The organism is Pseudoalteromonas sp. S408 (genome assembly GCF_005886645.1).
In the GTDB taxonomy this organism is placed as follows: domain Bacteria; phylum Pseudomonadota; class Gammaproteobacteria; order Enterobacterales; family Alteromonadaceae; genus Pseudoalteromonas.
The window spans coordinates 41,204-66,648 of sequence record NZ_PNDY01000007.1 but is presented as its reverse complement, the minus strand read 5'-3'; the positions used below and the strand labels follow the sequence as shown (position 1 = coordinate 66,648).

Here is a 25,445-nt window from a genome sequence, read left to right as displayed (position 1 = left end):
AAAGCCTGCTTTAGATCAATCATTTAGCGCTTTTAATCATAATTCTAAAGGGGGTTGGTTTTTTAGCTTCAAGTTGTTGTAATTTTTCAATTGATTTACGGCTAAATACATGGCCTTTTGGTAGTAACATAATGCCGGTATGGCTCTGAAGCGTATTGCCCAGTACCATGTTCTCTTTGAGCTCTTGTGCGTTGCAAATATTAACTGAGCCTGCTGTGCTTTTCTTTTCTTTCATCTTATTGTGGCTGGCTTCAAGTGCTCGCACAATTTTAGGGTGATAAAATGTACCGCTGTATAGCTTTATAGTGTCGAGCGCGTGCTGGTGGTGCTCAGCTTCGTTATCGCCCACACTTTGCTCATATGCGTCCCAGTAATCACGTGCAACACTAAGTACCATGGCGCCAATGGGTATTTCGTTACCCGAAAGCCCTTTGGGTAACCCGTTGCCGTTATAGCGTTCAAATTGATAGTAAATAGCGTCAGACACGTCGTGTAAATGCAGTGCAGGCATAAGCATTAGTTGCGCGGTGCTGGGGTGAGTGTAAAAGGCTTTGCGTTGTGCTTCGGTAAGTTTGTTCACTGGCTTTTTATAAAGATCGGGGTCCATTGCAAGTAGCCCAATTTGCGCTAGATAACCAGCCGTTGGAGCAAGCTCTATACTTTTTTGTGATGCATTTAAATACAAGGCTATATGAGTACAGGTATTGGCAATGTTTTGCGCTTTATTACCGTCGAGATAGGGGTTAGCGTTAATAAAATTATAGAGTAGCTCTACGGTAGACTTATGCTCGTTTTTTTCTCGCTCATTGGCTTTTTCAAGCTGCCTGAGAACTTGTTTTATTTGTTTTGTGCGTTTTTCTACTCTGAGTTCTAACGACTGATTCAGTTCGGTTAACTGCGCATTTTGTTTTTTGACATGGGCTTGCAGTAACTCGTTGTGTTTTTTTAAACGAAACTTTTCTACGGCTGATTTTATAACGCTGATTAAGTGATCGTTTTGCCAAGGCTTTTGAATATAGGCGTTGATCCCCCCATCATTGACAGCACTGACCGTTGACTCTAAATCAGAGAAACCCGTTAATAAAATACGTTGAGTATCAGGAGCTAGCTTTTTTGCCTTTGCTAAAAATTCTGCGCCACTCATTTTTGGCATACGCATATCACTTATAACCACGTCAAACTGTGTGGCTGACATTTTTTGAAGCGCGTCGTGCCCGTCTGTCGATACAACCACATTAAATTTGTTCATGCGCAACAATCGTACAAGTGACTTTAAAACACTTGCTTCGTCATCTAGGCATAAAATATGCGCAGGTCGATTGTTAAATTCTTCTAGTTCAGAGGTTTTTTGCATTAAATAAGGCCAGCCAATTCTGATATATAGTTAAATTTAGTCTAACCTGGGCGTATAAACAACTGAATTGATAGATTTTAATAATTATGATGTATTTTACTAATGCGTGAATTTAAGGCCTTTGAAAAATAACAAAAACTCAGCATGAAAGGCTAATTTGTAGGATAATTTTTTGCAGAAATCACTAATTACTTCTACTCTAAAACAGAGGGTTACGTACTAATATTGTATAGTGAGGACTGTATGCCAATACCGGTTACGATAGCTGATGACTCAGCACTTTCAAGAAAAACAATTAAACGCGCACTCCCTGAAGATTGGGATATAACTATTCATGAAGCTAAAAATGGCGTAGAGGCATTAGAAGCTGTGCATACTGGGTTAGCAGAGGTACTTTTTTTAGACTTACAAATGCCACAAATGGATGGTTTTGAAGTATTAAAAGAGCTACAGCAGGAACACCAAAAAACCATAGTGATAGTAATTAGTGCTGATATTCAACCAGCAGCACAGGCGCTTGTTAGCTCAATGGGCGCTTTTAGGTTTTTACAAAAGCCTTTAAAGGCTGATCAATTACGCGAAACCTTGCTGGATGTTGGTTTGTTATGATTGAAATAAATGAAGATGAGCGCGATGCGCTTCAAGAAATAATGAACATTTCTATGGGGCAGGCGGCCGATGCACTTGCACGCCTTATTCAAACTAAGGTGTCGTTGTCTATTCCTGCTATTCAAGCAATGTCTCCTGAAGACTTTCAGGGGATGATTAATAGCCTCTCTGATAATTGGTTTGCACGGCAGTCTTTCACGGGCACCATTCGTGGCGAAGTGATAATGAGCATGCATAAAGATGGCTGTAATGCGTTAGCAGAGGTTATGGACTTTGATTTACCACTTGATGATGCCGCTACAGAAGAGCTTGTTTTAGAAGTTACCAATATTTTATCTGCTGCTTGCTTGCAGGGATTTACAAGCCAGCTTGAGTTATCGACGCAATTGAATATGCCTGCGTTTTATTACCCATTACAATCGGTGCATAGCAACGAGTGGTCGTCTATTTTAATTATAGAAGTAGAGTTTTTTATAGAGCAAATGCAATTTGATGCGCGCATACTCATTGGCTTAAGCGAAGGCTCAATTGAACAACTGTTAATACCCATAAAAGCTTTATTGGAGGATTAATGGAGAAAAGTGAGTTTGAGCGGGTCATTGAACAGCTTCCTATTGGTGCATGCATTATAAACCAAGATATGACCATCACATTCGCTAACCCTACATTTTTAGGTGGTTTAACTATTCGCCAGCCCGACCTAGTTGGTCAGCACTTATTAAGCGTATTTGAAGAGCAAGCACGTTTTTTAAAACGTAAAATTGACAGTGTACTTATTTTAAAAAATCCTAGCTTTAGTTATTGGCAACAACGCCCCCATGTATTCCCTATGCGCAGTAGTCGCCCTATTACAGGAGACGAGTCGCAAATGTACCAAAATGTGCAGTTTATGCCGCTTTCGAACGATAATGCCGAGGTTACGCATGTCAGCATTTTTGTGACCGATGTGACTGCAGAAGCCAGTTATTTTATTCAGCAATCTGACTTAAAAAATGTACTTGAAGAAGAGCATCAACAATTAAAAGCACTGCATCAAGAGTTAAAAGTAGCGCAAAAGCAAATGCTCCAGTCAGAAAAAATGGCGTCTATAGGTCAATTAGCTGCAGGGGTTGCACACGAAATAAATAACCCAATAGGGTTTGTAAGCTCAAACCTAGAAACGCTAAAGGATTATGCGTTAAAGCTGATAAAAACAACGCAGACACAAAAAAAAATCATTGTAAAACAAGCAGAAGAAAGATTTATAAAATTACTCGAGGATGTATACGAACGTCACGGTGTTGACTTTATTGTAGAAGATTTACCAGAGTTACTTGATGAGTCGCTAAATGGTGCTGAGCGAGTTAAAAAAATTGTGAATAGTTTACGAGATTTTGCACTAAACGATGAAGAAGGCTGGGCAGAAGTAGACCTATGCGCCGAAATTGAATCTACGTTAGTTGTGCTTAAAAATGAGCTTAATTATAAAGTGCAGGTTGAAAAAGACTTACCCCAGGAGCCGGTATTTATAGATGGTAAAGCTGGAAAAATAAGGCAGCTTTTATTTAATGTGATTTTAAATTCGCTGCAGGCAATGAGCTCTGGAGGAACGCTTACCATTGACTGCAAGAAAAATGGCGACAAAATAACATTAATAATTAAAGATACTGGTGCCGGTATTGCTGAGTCTGACTTGGAACGCATTTTTGATCCGTTTTTTACAACTAAAGAAATTGGACAAGGAACGGGGTTAGGTTTGTCTGAGGTGTATACAATTATTGAAGAGCATGAGGCTGGTATAGACGTGTTGAGCAAAGAGGGGGAAGGCACTTGCTTTACGTTTGTATTTAACACTTTTAAAGCGCCTTTAAATTAATCTATTTAATGGCAATTTTAGCCGTGTACATTAAGACCCTATACGTATTGTAGTTATTAATATAAGTTAGTCTATTCCTAGTTGTATTGTATTGCTTTTTGTTGCGCTGTGTGGTTTTTTAGGATTGTTTTTTGAGTAATAAATAGCAGGCGCTATTTTTACAATGGGGCTATGAACTAAAACATGTTAACTATAGCCATATCAGTTTAAATGACGATAGGTGCATTATGCGCTGTCGTATTAGCCGTTTTAATCTTTATTTAGGATTAAATAACAATGGGAGCCAATAGTGGAACCTAGTATCCTTTTGGTTGATGATGAAGAAAATGTATTACGGTCTTTAAAGCGCGTGCTAAAGCGTGCCGGCTTTAAAAAAGTAGCGTTAGCGGCTAGTGGCCCAGAAGCATTGGCTTACTTAAAAGTGCATGATGTATCGGTGATTCTTACCGATTACAGAATGCCTAATATGACAGGGGCCGACTTACTCAGAGAAACCAAAAAACATTGGCCAGATATAATAAACATAGTGCTTAGTGGTCATGCCGATTTTAATTCGGTTGTTGAGCTTCTTAATCAAGGGCTTGCGATTAAGTTTTTACAAAAGCCATGGGACGAAAACGAGCTGGTTGACACAATTAAACAAGCACAAAAGCTTTATTGCAGACGCATTGCACAGCACGAGCGTGATCAACTACTCCTTGGGAGCGTAACGGCACTTATTGAAATAAATGACCAAGGTAAAATAACTCGCTTTAATGCCCCCGCCCAGACTATTTTCCCTGGGTTATACAGCTATGTTGATGATTACATAACCAGTATAGATTCACAGCAAAACAAAACTGACTTAACGGCTTTTTTAAATAACAAAACCGACATGCTATTTATTGCTCGTAAATGTCCCGATAGCGACAAAGAATACGAGTTTATTTTGGAGCGATATTGGTCTGATGATTTTTGTCAGTTACTGAAGCTGTCGGTTAACCCGAGTAAATCGAGTAACAAAATTTTAATAGAAAGCTTTGGCGAGTTTCTTATTAAAGAGCCCGCTTTTTATCAACAGCTAAATGATTATGAAAGTGAAAATACCAGTTACACGGTTATTTTTATCGGTATTGCTAAATTTGAACTTATAGCTGATTTATTAGATTACCAAAGCGCTTACGAATTTACACATTTGCTTGCAAAAGTACTGCACAATACCCTTGGTGAAAAGGTAAGAATGTGTCAAAAGCACTCTAACCAGTTTATGTTATCTGTGCCTCACGCAAGTAACGATGCCACATTACTTGCCGCACTTAATAAAACAATGACCTTATTTACCGATGCTATCCCCCAACGTTACAAAGGAATGAGTTTAGAGCTTTATGGCGTGTATGGCATTTTTCCTGACGATGTTTTAACGGGCAAAGAGTTAGTTAACCACCTTAGTTTGAATATGAACTACTTGGCTAAAAAACAGCAACGATTTTTTACCCGCTTTGATGCAGAGCTTGTGAATGACTACCGAAAAAACTTTGAGTTAAGCCGGTTATTATTTAAAGCGATTGATAATGAAGAATTTAGTTTGTGTTTTCAGCCTAAAATAGATTTAAAAACAAATAAAGTAAGTGGCGCCGAAGTGCTTATTCGTTGGTACGAACCAACAAAGTATGGGTGGGTGTCTCCTGGTTTATTTATACCTATTTCAGAATGCGATGGCCAAATTATTGCTATTAGCCGATTTGTCATTTCTCAAAGTTTTAATCAGCTTAAAACTTGGCAAGAGCAAAAAATAGAGGTTGGGAAATTAGCTATTAATTTATCAGCTCGGCAAATAAAAGAAGATCCGCAGTGGATTGATTTTATGCTAGCGCGCCTAAAAGAAAATGGCCTGAGTGCATCGAGTATTCAGTTTGAACTTACAGAGACGTATTTAATGGATGATTTACACGAATGTCAGCTACAAATAACAAGGCTCCGCGACTTGGGTTTTGAAGTGCAAATTGACGATTTTGGCATTGGTTATTCATCGCTTGCGTATCTTTCTAAGTTATCTATTGATGCGATTAAATTAGATAAAGAGCTTATTAGTGGTTTGGACTCATCACTTGAAATGCAAAGCATGATCAGAAACATTGTGCGCATGTCGCATGATTTAAACCTTAAAGTCATTGCAGAAGGTGTTGAAACTGTGCACGAGTGTAAGTTAGTTGGAAAGCTGGGCTGTGATTATATACAAGGCTTTTACTTTTCTAAACCTTTGCATGCTGATGAGTTTTGTCGCTATTTAACGATTAAAAATAAGTGCGATACTCAATGAACACAATGACCATCGTTTTATTTGACGACGAGCGTTTTATTTTAAAGGCTCTACAAAGAACAATTAATCGAATTTACCCTGTTGCAGACGTAATTACGGTTACTGAATTAAATGAGTTTTGGTCGATCCTTAATAAAAATAAAACCATTGATTTAGTCATAAGCGATTATTTAATGCCGCATATTAATGGGCTTGATGTGTTAGAGCGCTGCTTGACTGAAAACCCTTACCCGGTTAGGGCGCTGCTGACAGGCGATTCATCGTTAACTTCAAAAATGCGGCAAAGTAACGTTGTGCATATGTACCTTGCAAAACCATTTAGTAAAGATAATTTAATCTTGTTATTTGAAAATGTTGCCGATTTAAAGGCGTTGCCATTTTCAGATACGATGAGACGCAAGTTAGGCTCAATGCCTAGCTTTCCTGTTTACCCTTTACTACTTAAAGAGCTTAACAACCTAATAAACAGTTGCGATTACGACTTGGCTAACGTTGCTGAAGTGGTAGCTAAAGAGCCAATTATTGTGGCTAAATTACTACAACTTGCTAACTCGGCTTATTTAGGGTTTACGAGTGAAACGAGTTCAATTGAAGAAGCGGTGTCTCGCCTTGGAACAACTATATTATTATCAATTAGTGCATCGTTATTAATAGCTCAAAACAGCCAATCATGTTTATCTGCTAGTGAGCATGAACAACATTTATCTCAAGCTACACATTACGCGAGCTGTGTTAAAAAATTTGCACAACATATAAAAATGAGCCAAAAAGAACAGGCGCTGCTTTTTTCTGTTGCACTGTTAAGTTTTGTTGGCAAATTAATAAAGCTTGAAGGGGAAGAGAAAAGTGATTTAAGTGCAGAAGAACCGTTACCTGAACACTGCATTTCTTATTTACACATTTCTGCTTATGTGATGAAACTTTGGGGTTATAGCTCTCAAGTGTGTTCATTAATTATAAACTCTAGCGAGCTACAAGCGTCTGATAACAAGTTAGGTAATGTATTGTTTATTGTTCAGCAAAAGCTTTTTTATAAAGAGTCGAACGAAGCTTTAATTACTTTTTGCCAACAGCATGAGGTTGACTCATCAATTTATGAAGCAATTGGCACTTTTGATTGGTGATAAATCAAAGCGGTCATTACTTTTGTTTTCATTAATAAAGCTACTTAGGTTGCGTGTTTAGAATTTGCGAACTAAATATTAAAGCAATAGCTATAGGGATTCTGGCATGAATGAAGTAGAAAGTAATTTAGAGAGTGCACTTATAGACGAGCAAGCAAAACGTAAACAGCTCGAAAAGCAAATCAACGAAAAAGAAGCCGAACTAGCGCGTTATAAAAAAATGTTAGTGCAGAGTACTAAAATGGCGACTTTAGGTACTTTGAGCGTTGATGCAGCTTCAGAAATAAACACGCCTTTACTGAAAGCTATTGGTACTGTTGATAGCTTTAATTATTCGAGCCAAATTATCACCTCAGTATTAAATATAAGTGAGCAATACTTAAACGGTGAGTTAAAAGAAAGCCAGTTTAAACACGAGCTTGATTTGCTTAATTTACAACACCCATTTGCTTGGATCAGTAATGATTTGTCACCAAGAATAAAAGAAAGTGCCAGCACCCTAAAGCAGGTTAATTATTGTGTTCAAAACTTGCTAAACTTTATGGACTCTAATGAGCACCACGCAATGCAACTTGTTAACATGGCTGATGTTGCTAACAACATACTGCGTTTACTCGAAAGCCAGCTTAAATTATGTGCAGTTAATACTCACTTTGAAAATACCCCCCCGATATATTGCAATTTAGCATCAACTAATCAGCTATTTGTTAATCTACTCCTTAATGCCAGAGATGCATGCGAGCATAACGACACTAAAGGGTGCATTGTTGATGTGAGTATTTTTGAAAAAGATAATTATATTTGTGTTGAAATAAAAGATAATGGCTGTGGTATGTCAAACCAGGTTCAAGAGCAGATGTTTGACCCTTTTTTCACAACTAAAGAGGTGGGTAAAAATACTGGTATGGGGCTCACGCTTGTGCAATCAATTATGCAAGAACACGCAGGAAAGGTGCACGTTAATAGTATTTTAGAGACAGGTACATCCATTTCATGCTTATTTCCCTTAAAAGCATAACTTTGCATATAAATACCCTTTGTAAATAAGGTGTTAATTACTTGTTTTATAATTTCAATTCTTTATTTGCTTTAATTTTAATCGTTCTGAGGTTATTTTTTCTTTAGTTGAATTTAATTTGCATACTTAGGTCATAAATTTAAATTTTTTCATTTCTTTTTGCTTGTATATGTTGCTAGGATGTTCCTCATTGGCGATACACAATCGCTATATAAATTATAAGAACACACATAAACAGGGTCGTCACTATGTCAACATATCGTTTAAATACACTTGCAGTGTCAGTTGCGTTTGCAGTATGCGCACCAGGCGTTGTAAATGCACAAGAAGCTCCCGTTCAAGCTGTCAAAAATATTGAGCAAATATCTGTTTTAGGCTCACGAGTCTCAAATCGCACATCAACCGAGTCATCTTCGCCAATAGATTTAATAGACTCGGATGATTTAAATAAAGGCGGTTATACTGAGCTTGGCCAAAGCTTACAAGCAACAGCCCCTTCATTTAATTTTTCGCGTACGCAGGTCTCTGATGGTTCTGATTTATTTAGACCCGCGACCTTGCGTGGTTTACAGCCCGATCAAACACTTGTACTGGTTAATGGCAAGCGCCGTCATAATCAATCTATTTTTGGCCTGAATGGTACTGTGGGGGCAGGTGCTGCGGGTACCGATATGAACGCAATTCCGTTAACTGCGCTTAAAGGTGTTGAAGTACTTCGTGATGGCGCAGCGGCAAAATATGGCTCTGATGCAATAGCGGGTGTAATCAATTTATCACTTAATAATTCAACAGGTGTAACAACGGGCTTTGTTCAGTATGGCGGCACAAGCGAAGGCGATGGCGATACGGTTACTGCAGGCTTAAACCGTGGTTTTGAGTTAGGTAGTGAAGGCGGTTTTATTAATTTATCACTGGAGTATCGAGATGCCGACGGGACTAACCGTGCAGAGCGCGATACAGGGGGTTCATTAAATGTAGAACCTGGAACGCTTTCAGAGGATGTTCGTTGGGGACAGGGTAACGCGGATAGCGAATTCACATCGCTGTTTTATAATATGGCACTGCCTGTTGGCGATAGCGAACTTTACTCGTTTGGTGGTTACTCAGAGCGAAGCGCGTTAGGTAATGGTTTTTATCGTAACTTTAATGAAGCGTCTAAAAACGTGACTCAAGTTTATAGTGATGGTTTTTTACCGCGTATATACAATGAAGCACAAGACCTTTCATTTGCAATAGGGTTTAAAGGCGACATAAACCCAGATTGGACTTACGATGTGTCGGCTGTATATGGTGAAAACGAATACGACTTTACCTCGCGTAATACCTTAAATGCGTCATACGCAGCTGAGTACTTATTTAATAACCCTGATGCAAGCGATGCTGATATTGCAGCCAATGCAGGCCCAACAGGTGGTTATTCAGGTGGATTTAGATTTGATCAAACTACATTTAATGCTGGTTTTAACGGTATTGTAGATATTGGTCGCAGTGAACCATTATACGTAACTATTGGCGCTGAGTACCGAAAAGAAAACTACGAAATAGTCCCGGGCAGCCAAGCGTCGTATGCCTGTGGCTTAGCTAATACTGACACTTCATACCCTTCAGTTAATGATGAAAACCAATTTGCGCAGTGTGGTTTCCAGGCTTACAACGGCCTTCGCCCAGAAGCGGCAAACGAGAGCGATCGTAATAGTTATGCCGTATTTGTTGATGTAGAAACAATGATCACAGATGCATGGAATGTCAGTGGTGCACTGCGCTTTGAAGACTTTTCAGATGCGGGTGACGATTTAATAGGTAAACTAGCAACGCGTTATGAGTTTAATAATGACTTTGCTGTTCGTGGTGCGGTATCAACTGGCTTCAGAGCGCCTTCATTACAACAAAGTGGTTATACTGCGTTTACAACGAACCTAGGTTCTGACGGTTCGTTAACCCAGTCATTTACTGCCAACACTGGTACGGCATTCCCAAGTGCATTAGGTGTAGATACGTTAAAGCTTGAAACTTCAACTAACTACAGTGCGGGTTTTGTTTACGATGTAAGTAGTGAGCTTTCGCTTACTGTTGATTTTTACCGTGTAGAAATTAAAGACCGTATAACACTAGGTAGTTTGCTGTCGGCCGACGACGTCTCGTTTAGTCCAGACGCGCTTGCTGCACTGCAAGCAACCGGTGCAGTACAAGCCAATTACTTCTCAAATTCCGTTGATTCTACTACGCAAGGTGTTGATATTATTGCTTCATACCGTACTGAAATCGACGGCGCTAATTTAGGTGTTACTTTCGCTGGTAATTTGAACGACACTAAAATTGATAACGTTAATGCTGAAGAAGGCATTCCAGAAGCGGTTGCCTTTGATGACTTACAACGTAGCTTTTTTACTGATGGGCAGCCAAGTGAACGTGCAACACTGACATTTGATTATGAGCGTGAAGCTTATACTACTACGCTTCGTTTTAATTACTTTGGCGAGACCGATGTAAAGTATTTTGGTAACGACCACATTTCATTACCCGGTGAGCTTTCGCCAACGGGCTCGTTTAAACCAACAAGTACTGTTGAAGCTGCTGTATTGGTTGATGTGAACGTAAGTTATGACATTAATGAGATGTTTACGCTTTCGGTTGGTGCCGACAACGTATTTGATGAAACACCTGATGAGTTAGGTGATGATGAAGTGCTAAACTTTATCACCAATGGTGCGTTTAAATACCCTGTACGTGCATTGCCTTATGGTTTTGACGGGCGTACTTACTACGCAAAAGTAAGCTTTGAATTTTAATTATTTGAGCTAAAAACTATTTAACCTGAGCTCTGGCTAGAGATAGATTTATTATCCAGCGTTCAGGTTCTTTACTAAGCGCAGTTATTTACTGCGCTTTTTTTATGCCTATTTATTATGAAAAAATAGCGTTGTGTAATGATAAAAATACTTGCAAGGTTGAAAATTAGGCATACAATCGCCACTTATTTAAGGACTTACTGTTGTTAGTGAGTACTCAATCTATAGGAAATCAAATGGCTAAAAAATCGAATAACAAATCGGTAAATAAAAGCGCAGTAGACACCGGTCGTGGTGTTATTAATCATAATGCGCTGGCGGCTTTAGTAACCTCTAAAGTGTTTAAACCACAAGTGGTAAAAGCTAAAAAAGGGAAAGGCTCGTTTAAACGCAGCAGCAAACACGTAGGACGAGAGTCTTATTTAATCGCGGCTTAAATAGCACCGATCAAATAAGACTTTTAAGTGCCTACTTTTTGCCAAACATACGTGTAAGTGTGTTGTCTTTATCAATAATATGGTGCTTTAAGGCGCCCACAATATGTAAACCTAACGCGATAAGAAGCGCATTTGCTGTAATACCGTGAACGGTTTTACCTAAATCTGACCAGCTTTCGCTAAATGGCATGCTTTTTTGTGGGTTTTCTGGGTTAGGATTATGCGGAATAATTTCTAGCCCAAATAAGTCTACGCCATGCCCGCCCATACCAGAGGTTATTAATCCTGAAATTGGCATTAGTAACATGCTAATTATCAATACGTAGTGAATAACTTTAGCGAGTATCATTTCATACTGTGGATGGGTATTAGTGTGTTTTGGCCAGCCATTTATAATGCGCCACGTTACTCTTAATAAAGCAAAAGCAAAGAGTAATACCCCAAACGATTTATGCCAGCTCATTAGAAAAAACGCTTTAAAGTTTTCCATGTACAGCCCTGAGCCTGCTCACGCGAGATGCGGAGCATCTAATTACTTAAATTATTAGATGTTGCAAAGCACTTAAAACCCTATTTTTGACTTATTGATCTTCAATAAAAATGCACAAAGAGAAGAGAATGAGGAGTAAATGAGAAGTGAAAGCTGCAGGCGCGAAGCTTGCTCGCGCAAGATGCTATTTACTTCTCTAAAAGCGAAGCGCCTCTTAATCTCTTTGTGAATGCATTAGCTTTATTTACGAGCTATCGCTCGTCACGCCAGCAAGCTGCGCGTCTACAGGGAATTTTACCGTTGAGTTAAATTTGGCGGTAGGCGTAGAGGTTGCTTACACGGGATGCGCAGCATCTAATAATCTAAGTCACTTTCTTTTAAATTATTTGCTATGGTTTTTGATGGGTTCTCACCAAAAAGCTGCGTATAGTCTTTAGCAAATTGCCCTGCATGCCAAAACCCCCAGTTTGCAGCAATGACTGAAATTGACTTGGTTTGACCAACTAATTTAAGTTCACGCCGTACATTATTTAAACGCGATAAGCGTAAAAATCGCAGCGGGTTAATACCTAATATACTTTCAAAGCTGTACTGTAAAGTTCGCCTGCTAACATGTGTGAGTTCGCATAGCTGTGTAATAGTCACTGTGCTCTGTGGATCAGCTTTAATATATTCTTTTACTTTGTCTACCACGGCTTTGCGATGCTTATAACTTGGCGCAATGTTGTGCTGCTGACTTTCAGTTTTTAATAAATTTAGCGCAAGCATGTAAAGCATTTCTTGTTGTAAATTGGCGTTTAAGCCATGGGCACCATGATTAACCATGCTGTTAATAATACTGCGCGCTCTGTTGAGAGTTGGGCTATTTACTGTGAGTCGCTCTGCGCCGAAGGCATTTATGTTTTGTAAATTAATACCGTGTAGTTGCGCCATGCATTCAATTGATTGCCAGTTAATCACTACCCCATAAATATTAAATTTTTCAGGTGTTATTAATTCAAAATCGCTGTGACTACTGCGGCACATAAATTGGTTATTTAGAACATCTAAGCCATTAATTTTACTTTCGCACGATGTTTTAGGAATACCCAACCAAATAGAGTCATCGGCAATAACACATTGCTGGCGAAGCGCACGCTCTGTGTACTCTTCAAATACGTGAATATTAGAATGGGCAACGCCTTCAATACAACCAAAAAAGCCACCCTCGCTGACCTGATCATACTTTTGTTGCCAATTGATTAGGTTACTTGCTTGTTCATCAATATCGTGAGTATGTACTTTGCTCTTTTGTGGTGCGTTAGATAAATGCTGATGCGCCATTTTGGATTCGCTCTTTATTTTGTATTGCTTATTGAGGAACTTTAACCGTGTTTTAAATACTTTAAGTTACTGAATTATATTTAAAAAACCGATTTGCCAAAATTCGATAGTGCTTTGGTACGAATTAAGCTTTTAGTACTTAAATGACAAATAACTATAAATAATGCTTTAGCAAAACCTGTACCAAGGTTTGAAAGAGTTAGATGAGGTAAAGAATGGGGCAAACGTATCGCTACACGCTTGGTACAAAAACCTACCAATTTAGAGATTTAGCCGAATTGATGGCTAAAGCGACCGCGCAGCGTTCGGGCGATAGGTTGGCTGGCGTTATTGCGCAGTCGGCGCAAGAACGAGCCGTGGCACAAATGACATTAGCTGAGGTGCCACTTAAAACATTTTTAAATGAAGCGTTAATTCCTTACGAAGACGACGAAATAACACGTCTAATTTTAGACGATCACGATGCACACGCATTTAAGGCAATAGCGCATTTAACTGTTGGGGATTTTCGTAATTGGTTATTGAGTGATTTTGCCACCCCAGGGGTATTAGCCAGTGTAAGGACCGCAATAACCCCTGAAATGGCCGCAGCAGTTAGCAAAATAATGCGTAATCAGGATTTAATTTTAATTGCTAAAAAATGCCACGTAACCAGTGCATTTAGAAATACGATTGGTTTGCCCGGGCATTTATCAACGCGTTTACAACCTAATCACCCAACTGATGATATTAATGGGATTGCGGCCAGCATGTTGGATGGCTTGCTTTACGGGAATGGTGACGCGGTAATAGGTATAAACCCTGCCACCGATAATGTAGCTCAGGCCATTAAGCTAATGACGCTAATGGATGATGTTATACAAAAATACGAAATTCCAACACAAAGCTGCGTGCTGACTCATGTAACTAATACGATTGAATGCATCGAAGCAGGCGCACCAGTTGATTTGGTTTTTCAGTCAGTAGGGGGCACAGAGGCAACAAACACAAGCTTTGGTTTTAATTTAAATACGCTCGCTGAAGCGCAAGATGCCGCGCTTAGCTTAAAGCGCGGTACGGTGGGCAACAATGTGATGTATTTTGAAACCGGGCAAGGTAGCTCGCTTTCAGCAAATGCGCATCATGGGCTTGATCAACAAACATGTGAAGCACGAGCATATGCTGTGGCAAGAAAGTTTAATCCGTTACTTGTTAATACAGTTGTGGGGTTTATTGGCCCAGAGTATTTATTTGATGGCAAAGAAATTACCCGCGCGGGTCTGGAAGACCACTTTTGTGGCAAGTTGCTTGGTATTCCTATGGGTTGTGACGTGTGCTACACCAATCATGCAGAAGCCGACCAAAACGACATGGATAACTTACTTACGTTATTAGGTGTAGCGGGGTGTTCGTTTGTAATGGGGATCCCTGGTTCTGACGACATTATGTTGAATTATCAAACCACGTCGTTTCACGATGCGTTGTATGTACGCCGTGTACTGGGTTCAAAACCCGCACCTGAATTTGAGGCATGGCTGAGCAAGATGAAAATAATGCAAAGCACTGAAAATGTGACTTTGTCAGACTCATTACCTGCGGCGTTTGTAAAGCCACTTAACGCGATTTCAGGAGGGAACTAATGGCAAATAACCCTAAAGCTTTAAATGTAAACACCAATCATAAAAGTAATGGCAAGGTGGTACATAATCCGTGGAGTGATTTACGCCGCTTTACTGATGCGCGAATTGGCCTTGGTAGAGCCGGGATTAGTTTACCGACTTCAGAAATGCTGGCGTTTCAGTTATCTCATGCCCAAGCCCGCGATGCAGTGAGTTTTCCGCTGGATATTAATCAAATGAAAAATAGCCTTGGTGTTTTAACTCCCCGCACTCCTATTTTGCATTTACATAGCCAAGCGGGTGATCGAGTAAGTTATCTTCAACGCCCTGATTTAGGGCGTAAGTTAAGTAAAAAAAGCCAAGATATTTTGCTTGATTTTATGGCAGAGCAAAAGCAAACCACACCTTTAAATTACGATTTGGCTCTTGTCGTGGTCGATGGTCTTTCGTCACTAGCAGTACAAAAAAATGCGCACCCATTTATTAGTGAACTGTTGGCACAACTGGGCAAAAATCAGCAACTTAAACTAGCGCCAATAACCTTAGTAGAACAAGGACGTGTAGCCATTGGCGACGATATTGGCGAGTTATTAAATGCGCAAATAGTCATGGTGCTAATAGGTGAGCGCCCAGGGCTTAGCTCGCCTGATAGTTTGGGGCTTTATTTAACATGGGCGCCAAAAACAGGGTTAAACGATGCGTGCCGAAATTGTATTTCAAATATTCGACCTGCGGGTTTGTCTTATGAAGAGGCGGCTCGCCGTGCTGTGTATTTAGTACGCGAGGCCAAAAAGCTCAAGTTAACAGGCGTTAACCTAAAAGATCGAACACAAGATAATGTAATTGAACATCAGCAACCTAATACCCACTTTTTAATTGGCTAATAGTAAGCAATTAAAAATTAAAACAATAAAAATGAAGCATCAACGGAGATAACAATGTCGAATAATAATTCAGAATACCTTGCCAAAAGGCAATTAAAAAGCGGTACCGCAGGCTGGTTATTACTAGCCGGTCTAGGGGTGTCGTATGTTATATCGGGCGATTTTGCTGGTTGGAATTTTGGCATAGCTGAGGCGGGTTGGGGTGGTTTTGCCATTGCAGCAGTGCTAATGGCAATTATGTATTTAACATTGGTACTTTCGCTGGCTGAAATGTCAGCAGCTATACCTGCAGCAGGAGGCGGATACAGTTTTGCTCGCCAAGCAATGGGCCCCGCTGGTGGCTATTTAACAGGCCTTGCCGTATTAATTGAATATGCTCTTGCACCCGCCGCTATTGTTATATTTATTGGCTCTGCGGTAGAAGCATTAACTGGGTTTAATGGCCCGTGGGTTTATGCGCTGTTTTACTTGGCATTTGTGGGCATTCACTTAGCGGGTGTAGGTGAGGCACTAAAAGTGATGATGGTAATAAGTGGGTTAGCGGTGCTTGCTATTGTTGCCACTGCGGTTGTGCTTGTAACTAATTTTGACGCAGCTAATTTATTTGATGTGGCGGTCAGCGACGCCGCTGGCGCAACTGAGTTTTTACCCTTAGGTTGGTATGGCGTATGGGCCGCACTGCCATTTGCTATGTGGTTATTTTTAGCCGTTGAGGGTGTACCACTTGCTGCAGAAGAAGCAAAAAATCCCGCTAAAGATGTGCCAAAAGGCATTATTGGAGCAATGGTATTTTTACTGTTCACTGCATTGTTAGTCGTGGTGTTAGTGCCCGGTGCTGCTGGTGCCAACGCCATGGGAGCAAGTGCAGTACCTTTAGTTGATGCGCTGAACGCCACGGGTAATACAAGCTTAGCCACGGTGGTCAATATTTTAGGCTTAGCGGGGTTGGTCGCATCGTTTTTTTCTATTATTTATGGTTATAGCCGTTTAGTGTTTGCCCTTTCACGAGCGGGTTATTTACCACAATCTTTGTCAATTACCACAAAGCGTAAAGTACCGGCTCGTGCGTTAATAGTGCCTGCTATTTTTGGTTTTATTGCCTCACTAAGTGGTGAAGGTGATTTAATGTTGGCAATGGCGGTTGTGGGTGCAACGGTATCTCACGCATTATTGGCATTAAGCCATATTATGCTACGTATTAAGCAACCTGAATTAGTTCGCCCTTATAAAACGCCTGGTGGTGTGGTTACATCGGGTATTGCACTTGTACTATCGCTTATTGCACTTACCGGTGTATACGCCTTTGACCCTCGAGCGTTTTTATACACGGTAATTTTATTTGCATTGGGTGCGGCATATTATTTTGGCTACAGCTCTAAGCATTTAATGGCTAAAACGGCTGATGAAGAATTTGCTATGTTAGCTGATGCAGAATCTGATTTAGCAATGGCGGTAAACGAGGGGTAATAAAGGTTAAGGAATACCAATCTGCAATAATACTTAATCATTTTGCGGGGCTAAACGTTCAACACGTTTTACCACCCTCAAAATAGATCAGTTAATTAAACGAATTGGTATAAACCGATAAGGCAGGCTAAAAACAGTGTTTTAGCCTGCTTTTTCTGAATTAGTCAATATGGGCGGTTGAATCTCTAACTACCAGTTCAGGGGTATATTGCTTGATAATGTCGCGTTCGTTGCCATTACGAATTTGCGCAATTAATAAGTTAGCAGCATCTTGCGCTATTTGGTTGTTAGGCTGGTGAGCAGTGGTAAGCTTAGGCCATGTTTGGCGCGAAAACGGGCTATCTTCAAAGCCTGTAATTGATAATTGACTCGGTATGTCAATTTCCATTAAGCGCGCTGCAAATAGCGCACCTGCAGCGATTTCATCGTTACAAGACACAATAGCGGTTGGCCGGTTGGTTTGATTTATTAATACTTTAGCCCCTTCAACACCTGACTCAAACGAGTACTCTCCGGCAATGATCAACTGCGAGTCTATTTCAATATTATGCTGCGTTAAAGCTGCTTTATAGCCCTCTAATCGTTCTTTAGTTGAGTTATGCTCTGAGCCACCTGCTAAAAAACCAATACGGGTGTGTCCATTATTAATTAAATGCTCAGTAATAGATTTCGAAGCGCAGTTATCGTCAATCATAATACACGGTGTTAACGTATCTGGAGCGCTGTGGCCCGATAGTATGCGCACAACTTTAATATTTAACTGCGTGAGTTTTTCTACAAAATTGGGCATTTCTGAAAAGGGCGGTGTGAGTAAAATACCTGCAATTCGCGTGCGTTTTACCATGTCGGTAATTTCATCTATTATTCGTGTTTCTTTCGCATCGCATGGGTGAATGAGTAGCTCAAAGCCTTGTTTTTTACAGGCATCTAAAATACCTCTTTGCATGTCTATGATGTAATAGGCATTAGGATTATCGTAAATATAAGCAATACTGTAAGCTTTTGTTCCTGCTAGGCTTCTTGCTGCTAAGTTTGGATGGTAGTTTAGCTTTTCAACCGACGCCATGACTTTTTCACGCGTATTGTCACGCACAGACGCTTCGTTGTTTATTACTCGCGATACCGTTTTTATCGATACCCCTGCATCTTTTGCCACGTCGTTTATTGTTGCTTTCATAAGCTTAATAGACCTTTAATATTATTTTTTTTGGCACTAATTCATTAGTTAATATCGACAGTTAAAATAGCGATAACTGCGCATTGGATATCATTTTTAATGAACAAATTATAAAGACATCCGTTGAGATTGATAGTTAATTTATTGAATGGGTATCGCAGATCATGAAAATCCTGAAATTTTTTATAAAAAAAATGACTAATTTATTATTTATAAAATACAACACATTATGTAATTTATATGATTTATTATGTAAATATTTTGTATCTTTTTTGCGCTCGTATGTAGCTATGAAAATAAAAACGGTGTAAAGTCGCTCCGTAATGACAACGCTGTCATGAGGTTTGGCACACAATGACATGACACCGTAGCGCGTTGTTTATTTATAAAAAATACTGACACTCAGACACTAGAACACTAAAAAAAATGAAACACCAATAAGGGGAAACCAATGTCAAATTCACTGTTTAAAAAGGGAATGCTAGCTAGTTCAATTGCACTTATTTTATCTGGTAGCCTATCTGCTGCGGCCATTGCACAAGATGCGCAATTAGCACAAGAAGAAATGGAAGTTATTGAGGTTAAAGGGATCCGCAGTTCACTAAAAGAAAACCTTAATGCAAAACGCTTTTCTTCAAATGTGTCAGACGTGATCACGTCTGAAGACATTGGCAAGTTCCCTGACAAAAACGTTGCTGAAACACTGTCTCGTATTACTGGTGTTGCAGTTAGCCGTGAATTTGGTGAAGGTGAAAAAATCAGTATTCGTGGTGCTGGCCCAAAATACAACCGAACATTGTTAAATGGTCAAACGGTAGGTACTGCTGATTGGTTTATTTTAGATGAAGCAAACCGAAGCTTTAACTACACCATGCTACCGTCAGTTATTGTAAAAGGACTTGAGGTGAACAAATCACCTGTGGCAAGTATTGATGAGGGCTCTATAGGGGGCACTATTGTACTTAAAACACGCCGCCCGTTGGATATGGATGCCAACTCAGTTAGTTTGTCATTAGAAGGGCAGTATTCAGAAACATCTGGCGAAACAGACCCACAGTTAGCGGGAATGTATTCGTGGAAAAATGACGATGAAACATTGGGTGTTATGGTATCGGCTGTTAAGCAAGAACGTAATTTAGAGCGTCAAGGTTTTGAAGTGCTAGGTTGGGTTGAAAGCGACGATGATGAGTATATTGTACCTCGTAACATTGGTGCACCTAAATTTATTCAAAGCCGGGAGCGCGAAACCTTATTTGCAACCCTCCAATACGCACCGAACGATAACTTATTAATGACGTTAAATTATCTAGATTCGCAAATGGATGTAGACAATCAAAATTCTAACTTAATTAATTTTGCGTTTGGCGACCGCGCTGAAATTATTGCTAATGCGACTAAAGTTAAAAATGGCGCTATTTTAGCATCAAGCGCAGGCGGTAATTATGCTTACAATTACATTAATCGCGTATCAAGTACTGAAACAGATCAAGTACATCTTGATATTGACTACCAAGGCGACGGTTACAGCCTTAATTTTGAGCTAGGTAAAACCGCAGCGAGTGGGGGGACTTACCGTGAAACGTCTTGGGAATATGTTGCTGTTGGCTCAGGCTATGATTACGACTTAACGGGTACACCCAATGTAAATTTGGGTGTTAACGCCGCCGATGGTAATAACTTTGCAGCTGGATGGATTTGGGGCGGGGCAAAACCGACTACCGATGAAGAAACCTTTGCTCAGGCCGATTTAACATACGATGTTGAGTTTGGCCCATTCACAGCAATAAAAACAGGTGTTAAATATCGCCAAGCAGAGCGAACTCAAGGGCGTCATGCTTATAGTTGGCATGCACCGTTTGCCGACGGTGGTGCAAATTCAGACAATTATCTAGATCACATTTTTGACACCTGCCCAACGCTTGCAACGTGTGGCTTAGATGCCAATGGCGCTACAAGTATTGATGCTGCTGTGACTGGTAATATTACTGAGCAAGTTTCACATAACCGTAAACTAATGGAAGAAATTGCCTTTAACGGTTTAAATGGAATATCTGCCAGTTATGCAATTCACGATAATTTAGCCGAAATTTGGGAAGTAGAAGAAGATATTTTAGCGCTGTATGTACAAGGTGATTTTTCTGGAGAGGGTTTCAGAGGTAATGTAGGTATGCGTTATGTAAGCACCGAGCAGACCTCTTATGGTTATGAATTTTCAGGTGATTCGTGGGGCTTAAATACAATTAATGGTGATTGGTTAACGCCAAGCGTTTTAAACTGGGTAAGCCAAGATAATGACTATGCTGAGTTTTTACCAAGCTTTAACATTGCTTTTGATCTAACTGAAGAGCAAATTCTTCGTATCGGTGCTGCACGTGTTATGGCTCGTCAAAATTGGGCCGATATTTCATCGTCAGAAACCTTCGGTTCATTAACCGGTGGTCGTGGCACAGGTAGCCGTGGTAATCCAAACTTAGCACCCACTATTTCAAATCAGTTTGATTTGTCATGGGAATGGTATTACAACGAGGCATCAATGCTATCGGTTGCTTACTTTGCTAAAGACTTAAGCTCATTGCGTTCTACCGTTACCGTAACAGAAGACCGTTATGATCAGGAAAACGAAGTATTTGTTCCTGTTGATTTTGCACAGCCGGGTAATGGGCTAGGTGGCACAATTCAAGGTATTGAGCTGGGACTACAACATGATTTTGGTGGTTTTGGTGTATCAGCGAACTATACATACACAGATGCAAGTGCTGATGAGCAGCGCGATACAAATCAGGTTGGAAGTGGCTTAGTCGAAGGGACATCGAAAAATATGCTTAACTTAATGGCATATTACGAAAACGACGATTACCAAGCGCGCATTATGTATAACTACCGAAGCGACTGGTATAAAGGTCTTCACTTTAATGGTGATGAGCTTTTCAATGACGCCTTTGGCCAGTGGGATGCAAGCGCCTCTTATAATGTAAATGAATACGTAACGCTTACTTTAGAAGCGGTTAACTTAACAGATGAAGAAATTGTTGAGTACAACACGAATGAAGAACGCATTATGTCTATTTACTCTAATGGACGCCGTTATGTGGCAGGTATTCGTGTTAACTTTTAAGTTAATATGAATAAGCATTTCAAAAGCCGAGTTTAGCTCGGCTTTTGGTTATTAATCACCTTGATACAGATTATGGTCTTTAATTATGCGTGCTTTAAAACAGGTCGCAACTTGGCATAATGTAACTCCAGCTATGTTTAAAAACGACATAGCACCACTAGCCGAGCCCGCTATTTTAAAAGGATTGATAAGTGATTGGCCGTTAGTAAAGCAAGTAACTAGCTGCACAGGCGAGAACCCTCATGCTTGGCTTAACATGTTAAGCGAGCATTATGTGGGTGGCAGTGTTCGAATGGCTGAAATACCGCGAAGTGAATCACCTCAGTTTTTTTATAACAAAGCGCGTGATGGATTTAACTTTACCCGCAAAGTTGCACCTTTTATGCAATTTATGCAGGTGTTATTACAAAATGCAGAGTTAATAAAGGTGGGTAATAACGCTGGTGCTGTTGCTATTCAAAGTGCCCCAGTTGTTGATTATTTTAATGACCTTGCAACAACTCACACTATGGCATTATTTGCAGATAAACCACAGCCGCGATTTTGGCTGGGTAATCAGTCAACGGTGGTGGCTCATTATGATGATGCAGAAAATATTGCCTGCGTAATTGCTGGTGAGCGCAAGGTTACTTTATTTGCACCGCATCAAATAACAAATTTGTATGTAGGCTCTATTGAGCATACGCCAGCGGGTGCGCCAGTTTCAATGGTGGATTTAAATAATCCCGATTTTGAAAAATTCCCCAAGTTTAAGCAAGCACTCAATGAGGCACTTGTCGCTCAGCTACAACCGGGGGATGCATTATATATTCCTACCTTGTGGTGGCATCATGTAGAGGCATTAAGTCCTATAAATATGATGATGAATTATTGGTCGGGCGGGTCTATTGCAAAGAGCAGCGAACCCGTGCCAATGGATGCATTATTGTTATCAATTATGGCCATTAGAGATTTACCCACAGCTCAAAAAAAAGCGTGGCAGGCTTTTTTTAACTACCATATTTTTGACTTTGAAGAGGCGCAAAATCAGCATATTCCTGAACAGCTTAAAGGAATTTTAAACCCGCTTACAAGTCAACAACGAGCGCAAGTTAAGCAGTGGCTTATCAAGCAGCTCAGTTAATAGATTAAAGGATACAGGCAATGACACTCAAATCATTACTGATAGCAGGCTGTATAGCATTGAGCTTAACAGCGTGTCAGGACACAAAAACACACAAACATAATGTTGAACTGGTTCAAGCGAGTAATAGCGCAATAGAGTCACTCGCTAATATGCTACAAATACAGTACGAACAAGTCGATAATAGACCGTCAAAATACTGCGATAAAACCATTGAAAACGGTAATTGCTTTGAAGCAAAGCTACACATTAAGGCAAGTGGTGCCGTTAATGTGGATGGGTGGAAAATTTACTTTAGTCAAATTACGCCTATTCAACAGGCTCTCAGTGATGAGTTTACTATTACTCATGTTAATGGTGACCTTCATGTAATTGAGTTAAAAGAGGCGTTTACGGGGTTTAAAGCAGGCGAAACCAAAACTATTACGTTTTATGCTAATTTTTGGTCGTTATCGCAAAGTGATGCAATCCCAAATTATATTTTGGTTAACCATAATGAGTACGCCAAGGTAATTACAAGCACTAAGCCCACTGTTGACCCTGAGACAGGTTTAGAGCTATTACCTCATGTTGTACCTTATAGTGATTACGAGCGACAATTTAAGCGTACTAAAAACGATGAAACACAATGGCTGACAGCAGAACGTTTGTTTGAGCGGAACACAAAGTATGATTTTTCACCTTATTTAACAGATGAAAATAAACAAGTAGCACAGCACATCATTCCTACTCCAACTCAGGCTACATTTAGTCAAACACAAGAGCTAGATATTAGCCAAGGCTTACGCTTTAACCTCAATGATGTAAATGAAAAAGGGGTAACTGCGGCCATTGAGCGACTTAAATTATTGGGTTTAACGACAAGTGAATCTGGTGTTGCGGTAAATCTTAATTTAACACCGACAAAAGATGGCTCACAAGGTAGTTATACATTAGCAATTAATGCCAGTGAAATAAATATAAGCGCCACTGATGAATCTGGTGTGTTTTATGCCTTGCAGAGCTTGGCGAGTTTATACCAAGTAAACAATACAACATTGCCAATAGGTCAGGTGAACGATGCTCCTCATTATGAATTTAGAGGCGTGTTGGTGGACGTGGCCCGTAACTTTCAAGACAAAGAATTTATATTAAAGTTACTTGATCAAATGGCTGCATATAAGCTTAATAAATTACACTTACATTTAGCCGATGACGAAGGTTGGCGTTTAGAAATCCCTTCTCTTGAAGAGCTTACTGATGTTGCTTCAAAACGCTGTTTTGACCTCTCAGAGCAGGAGTGTTTAATGCCACAACTTGGTGCTGGTATAGATACTTCTAGCCCGGTTAATGGTTTTTATTCAGTGGATGATTACCAAGAAATCCTTAAATTTGCGAGTGCGCGACATATTCAAGTTATTCCTTCATTAGATATGCCAGGTCATTCGCGAGCGGCTATTAAGGCTATGCAAGCTCGTTATAATAAGTACATAAAACAGGGTGATAAACAAAAAGCTGAACAGTTTTTACTTTATGATCCGCTCGATACCACCGTGTATTCTTCGGTACAGCATTACAACGATAACACCATCAATGTATGTTTAGATTCATCGTATGCGTTTATACGCGAAGTTATGGAGCAAGTTAAAATAATTCATAATGAAGCGCAGCACCCGCTAACGCGTTATCACATAGGTGCAGATGAAACAGCGGGTGCATGGGTATCGTCTCCAGCGTGTACTGAGTTTATTAAACAAAATAATTTGCCGTTTACCAAAGCTGAGCAATTAGGTAGCTACTTTATAGAGCGTGTGTCGAACATGTTAGCTGACATGAATATTGAAACAGCTGCATGGAGTGATGGCCTATCGCATACTAACCCAAATAATATGCCTAACATTGTGCAAGGTAATAGTTGGGATTTACTGATGTGGAATGGCCACCAGCGCGCACACCAATTTGCTAATCGTAATTGGCAGGTAGTGGTGTCATCACCAGATGTTTTATATTTTGATTTTCCTTATGAAGCCGATCCTCAAGAGCACGGTTATTACTGGGCTTCAAGGCATATTAATACAGAAAAAGTATTTCAATTTATGCCTGATAATTTACCCGTACACGCCGAATTTTGGTTAGACAGAGAAGATAGGCCTTACACCGCAAACGACACGGTTATAAAAAATGATGCAGGTGAAGTTGAGTTTGCACCGCTTGAAAAAGGTAAGCAATTTATTGGTATTCAAGGTCAGTTATGGAGCGAAAATACCCGTACCAATAATATGGCTGAGTATAAGCTTTTTCCTCGTTTATTATCGTTAGCACAACGCGCATGGCACAAAGCGCAATGGGCGGTGCCTTACGATCATGATGGCTTTGTTTATAGCCGAAATACGCAGCGTTTTACGTCTTCACTGAAGCAGCAGCGAGACCAACAATGGTTAACGTTTGCCGCTAGTTTAGGGCTTAAAGAGTTTAATAAGTTAGAGAGGGCAAATGTGCACTTTCGCATTGCTAACGCAGGAGCCAAAATTGAAAACGGCATGTTGTACGCTAACGTTGCTTACCCCGGTTTGCTAATAGAATATATGCAAGCCGGAGGACAATGGCAGACGTATAATGCGCCGGTAAAAGTAACTCAAGATGTGTGGGTGCGTACCAAATTGCCAGTATCTGGTCGTGTTAGTCGTACATTAAAAGTAACACAGCCGTAGCATACACACCCCTTAAATTATAAGGGGTGTAGAAACATAATTTGAATATAAATTAAATAATGACAACGCTGTCATTTGTGTTAGTATAAGATT

The 25,445-nt window shown here is 40.0% G+C and carries 18 protein-coding genes; 14 read left to right on the top strand and 4 right to left on the bottom strand.

The window, feature by feature from the left end:
• Window positions 1-19 precede the first annotated feature (19 nt).
• Window positions 20-1,354, bottom strand: coding sequence for a response regulator c-di-GMP phosphodiesterase, NosR family (nosR, locus tag CWB62_RS06820; RefSeq protein WP_058404534.1), 1,335 nt, complete (start codon window positions 1,352-1,354; stop codon window positions 20-22).
• 243 nt (window positions 1,355-1,597) lie between these two features.
• Here nosR and CWB62_RS06815 point away from each other — a divergent pair, with 243 nt between their 5' ends.
• The 8 genes from CWB62_RS06815 (at window position 1,598) to arfA (ending at window position 11,485) form a co-directional block, all read left to right on the top strand.
• Window positions 1,598-1,963, top strand: coding sequence for a response regulator (locus tag CWB62_RS06815; RefSeq protein ID WP_058404535.1), 366 nt, complete (start codon window positions 1,598-1,600; stop codon window positions 1,961-1,963).
• Window positions 1,960-2,535, top strand: coding sequence for a chemotaxis protein CheX (locus CWB62_RS06810; RefSeq protein WP_058404536.1), 576 nt, complete (start codon window positions 1,960-1,962; stop codon window positions 2,533-2,535). The genes CWB62_RS06815 and CWB62_RS06810 overlap by 4 nt, the downstream gene beginning before the upstream one ends.
• The gene (locus tag CWB62_RS06805) at window positions 2,535-3,818 is read left to right on the top strand and encodes a PAS domain-containing sensor histidine kinase (protein ID WP_138529348.1); all 1,284 of its coding nucleotides are present in this window, start codon (window positions 2,535-2,537) and stop codon (window positions 3,816-3,818) included. The genes CWB62_RS06810 and CWB62_RS06805 overlap by 1 nt, the downstream gene beginning before the upstream one ends.
• Window positions 3,819-4,107: 289 nt before the next feature.
• Window positions 4,108-6,117 (top strand): EAL domain-containing response regulator, encoded by a 2,010-nt coding sequence (locus tag CWB62_RS06800; RefSeq protein WP_138529350.1) that lies wholly within the window; start codon window positions 4,108-4,110, stop codon window positions 6,115-6,117.
• Between the two features lie 5 nt (window positions 6,118-6,122).
• The gene (locus CWB62_RS06795; protein WP_249310755.1) at window positions 6,123-7,241 is read left to right on the top strand and encodes an HDOD domain-containing protein; all 1,119 of its coding nucleotides are present in this window, start codon (window positions 6,123-6,125) and stop codon (window positions 7,239-7,241) included.
• A 106-nt stretch (window positions 7,242-7,347) separates the two neighbouring features.
• Entirely contained in the window at window positions 7,348-8,259 is a 912-nt protein-coding gene (locus tag CWB62_RS06790) for a sensor histidine kinase (protein ID WP_058404540.1), read from the top strand.
• Between the two features lie 248 nt (window positions 8,260-8,507).
• Window positions 8,508-11,048, top strand: coding sequence for a TonB-dependent receptor plug domain-containing protein (locus CWB62_RS06785; RefSeq protein WP_138529354.1), 2,541 nt, complete (start codon window positions 8,508-8,510; stop codon window positions 11,046-11,048).
• A gap of 236 nt (window positions 11,049-11,284) precedes the next feature.
• Window positions 11,285-11,485, top strand: a complete 201-nt coding sequence (gene arfA, locus CWB62_RS06780; RefSeq protein WP_058404542.1) for an alternative ribosome rescue factor ArfA — start codon at window positions 11,285-11,287, stop codon at window positions 11,483-11,485.
• A 31-nt stretch (window positions 11,486-11,516) separates the two neighbouring features.
• On the opposite strand, the gene CWB62_RS06775 is transcribed toward arfA, so the two are convergent.
• The gene (locus CWB62_RS06775; RefSeq protein ID WP_349303965.1) at window positions 11,517-11,981 is read right to left on the bottom strand and encodes a cytochrome b; all 465 of its coding nucleotides are present in this window, start codon (window positions 11,979-11,981) and stop codon (window positions 11,517-11,519) included.
• A gap of 348 nt (window positions 11,982-12,329) precedes the next feature.
• Window positions 12,330-13,298 carry a helix-turn-helix domain-containing protein gene (locus CWB62_RS06770; RefSeq protein WP_058404544.1) on the bottom strand — a complete coding sequence of 323 codons (969 nt, stop codon included), beginning with the start codon at window positions 13,296-13,298 and terminating at the stop codon, window positions 12,330-12,332.
• A 215-nt stretch (window positions 13,299-13,513) separates the two neighbouring features.
• Between CWB62_RS06770 and CWB62_RS06765 the strand changes: the two genes are divergently transcribed.
• Genes CWB62_RS06765 through eat form a run of 3 tightly spaced genes read left to right on the top strand, consistent with a single transcriptional unit; the run spans window position 13,514 to window position 17,247 of the window.
• Window positions 13,514-14,917: an ethanolamine ammonia-lyase subunit EutB gene (locus CWB62_RS06765; protein WP_138529358.1), complete on the top strand. Its 1,404-nt coding sequence runs from the start codon at window positions 13,514-13,516 to the stop codon at window positions 14,915-14,917.
• Window positions 14,917-15,780 (top strand): ethanolamine ammonia-lyase subunit EutC, encoded by an 864-nt coding sequence (gene eutC / locus CWB62_RS06760; RefSeq protein ID WP_058404546.1) that lies wholly within the window; start codon window positions 14,917-14,919, stop codon window positions 15,778-15,780. The genes CWB62_RS06765 and eutC overlap by 1 nt, the downstream gene beginning before the upstream one ends.
• A gap of 54 nt (window positions 15,781-15,834) precedes the next feature.
• On the top strand, window positions 15,835-17,247 hold the full coding sequence (gene eat / locus CWB62_RS06755) for an ethanolamine permease (protein WP_138529360.1): 1,413 nt from the start codon (window positions 15,835-15,837) through the stop codon (window positions 17,245-17,247).
• Between the two features lie 160 nt (window positions 17,248-17,407).
• Here eat and CWB62_RS06750 read toward each other — a convergent pair whose 3' ends face one another.
• On the bottom strand, window positions 17,408-18,424 hold the full coding sequence (locus CWB62_RS06750) for a LacI family DNA-binding transcriptional regulator (RefSeq protein ID WP_138529362.1): 1,017 nt from the start codon (window positions 18,422-18,424) through the stop codon (window positions 17,408-17,410).
• Between the two features lie 451 nt (window positions 18,425-18,875).
• Here CWB62_RS06750 and CWB62_RS06745 point away from each other — a divergent pair, with 451 nt between their 5' ends.
• The 3 genes from CWB62_RS06745 (at window position 18,876) to CWB62_RS06735 (ending at window position 25,352) form a co-directional block, all read left to right on the top strand.
• A complete protein-coding gene (locus CWB62_RS06745; RefSeq protein WP_138529364.1) occupies window positions 18,876-21,539 on the top strand; it encodes a TonB-dependent receptor in 2,664 nt (887 codons plus the stop codon).
• Window positions 21,540-21,624: 85 nt separating this feature from the next.
• Window positions 21,625-22,662, top strand: a complete 1,038-nt coding sequence (locus tag CWB62_RS06740; RefSeq protein ID WP_058404549.1) for a cupin-like domain-containing protein — start codon at window positions 21,625-21,627, stop codon at window positions 22,660-22,662.
• A 20-nt stretch (window positions 22,663-22,682) separates the two neighbouring features.
• Entirely contained in the window at window positions 22,683-25,352 is a 2,670-nt protein-coding gene (locus CWB62_RS06735; protein WP_138529366.1) for a family 20 glycosylhydrolase, read from the top strand.
• Window positions 25,353-25,445 lie beyond the last annotated feature (93 nt).

What these genes read in the sequence shown, in the direction of transcription:
- CWB62_RS06810 (WP_058404536.1), top strand. Translation starts at nt 1,960, where the DNA reads ATGATTGAAATAAATGAAGATGAGCGCGATGCGCTTCAAGAAATAATG.
- CWB62_RS06815 (WP_058404535.1), top strand. Translation starts at nt 1,598, where the DNA reads ATGCCAATACCGGTTACGATAGCTGATGACTCAGCACTTTCAAGAAAA.
- CWB62_RS06765 (WP_138529358.1), top strand. Translation starts at nt 13,514, where the DNA reads ATGGGGCAAACGTATCGCTACACGCTTGGTACAAAAACCTACCAATTT.
- nosR (WP_058404534.1), bottom strand. Translation starts at nt 1,354, where the DNA reads ATGCAAAAAACCTCTGAACTAGAAGAATTTAACAATCGACCTGCGCAT.
- CWB62_RS06790 (WP_058404540.1), top strand. Translation starts at nt 7,348, where the DNA reads ATGAATGAAGTAGAAAGTAATTTAGAGAGTGCACTTATAGACGAGCAA.
- arfA (WP_058404542.1), top strand. Translation starts at nt 11,285, where the DNA reads ATGGCTAAAAAATCGAATAACAAATCGGTAAATAAAAGCGCAGTAGAC.
- CWB62_RS06735 (WP_138529366.1), top strand. Translation starts at nt 22,683, where the DNA reads ATGACACTCAAATCATTACTGATAGCAGGCTGTATAGCATTGAGCTTA.
- eat (WP_138529360.1), top strand. Translation starts at nt 15,835, where the DNA reads ATGTCGAATAATAATTCAGAATACCTTGCCAAAAGGCAATTAAAAAGC.
- CWB62_RS06745 (WP_138529364.1), top strand. Translation starts at nt 18,876, where the DNA reads ATGTCAAATTCACTGTTTAAAAAGGGAATGCTAGCTAGTTCAATTGCA.
- CWB62_RS06805 (WP_138529348.1), top strand. Translation starts at nt 2,535, where the DNA reads ATGGAGAAAAGTGAGTTTGAGCGGGTCATTGAACAGCTTCCTATTGGT.
- CWB62_RS06770 (WP_058404544.1), bottom strand. Translation starts at nt 13,298, where the DNA reads ATGGCGCATCAGCATTTATCTAACGCACCACAAAAGAGCAAAGTACAT.
- CWB62_RS06750 (WP_138529362.1), bottom strand. Translation starts at nt 18,424, where the DNA reads ATGAAAGCAACAATAAACGACGTGGCAAAAGATGCAGGGGTATCGATA.
- CWB62_RS06785 (WP_138529354.1), top strand. Translation starts at nt 8,508, where the DNA reads ATGTCAACATATCGTTTAAATACACTTGCAGTGTCAGTTGCGTTTGCA.
- CWB62_RS06740 (WP_058404549.1), top strand. Translation starts at nt 21,625, where the DNA reads ATGCGTGCTTTAAAACAGGTCGCAACTTGGCATAATGTAACTCCAGCT.
- CWB62_RS06795 (WP_249310755.1), top strand. Translation starts at nt 6,123, where the DNA reads ATGACCATCGTTTTATTTGACGACGAGCGTTTTATTTTAAAGGCTCTA.
- eutC (WP_058404546.1), top strand. Translation starts at nt 14,917, where the DNA reads ATGGCAAATAACCCTAAAGCTTTAAATGTAAACACCAATCATAAAAGT.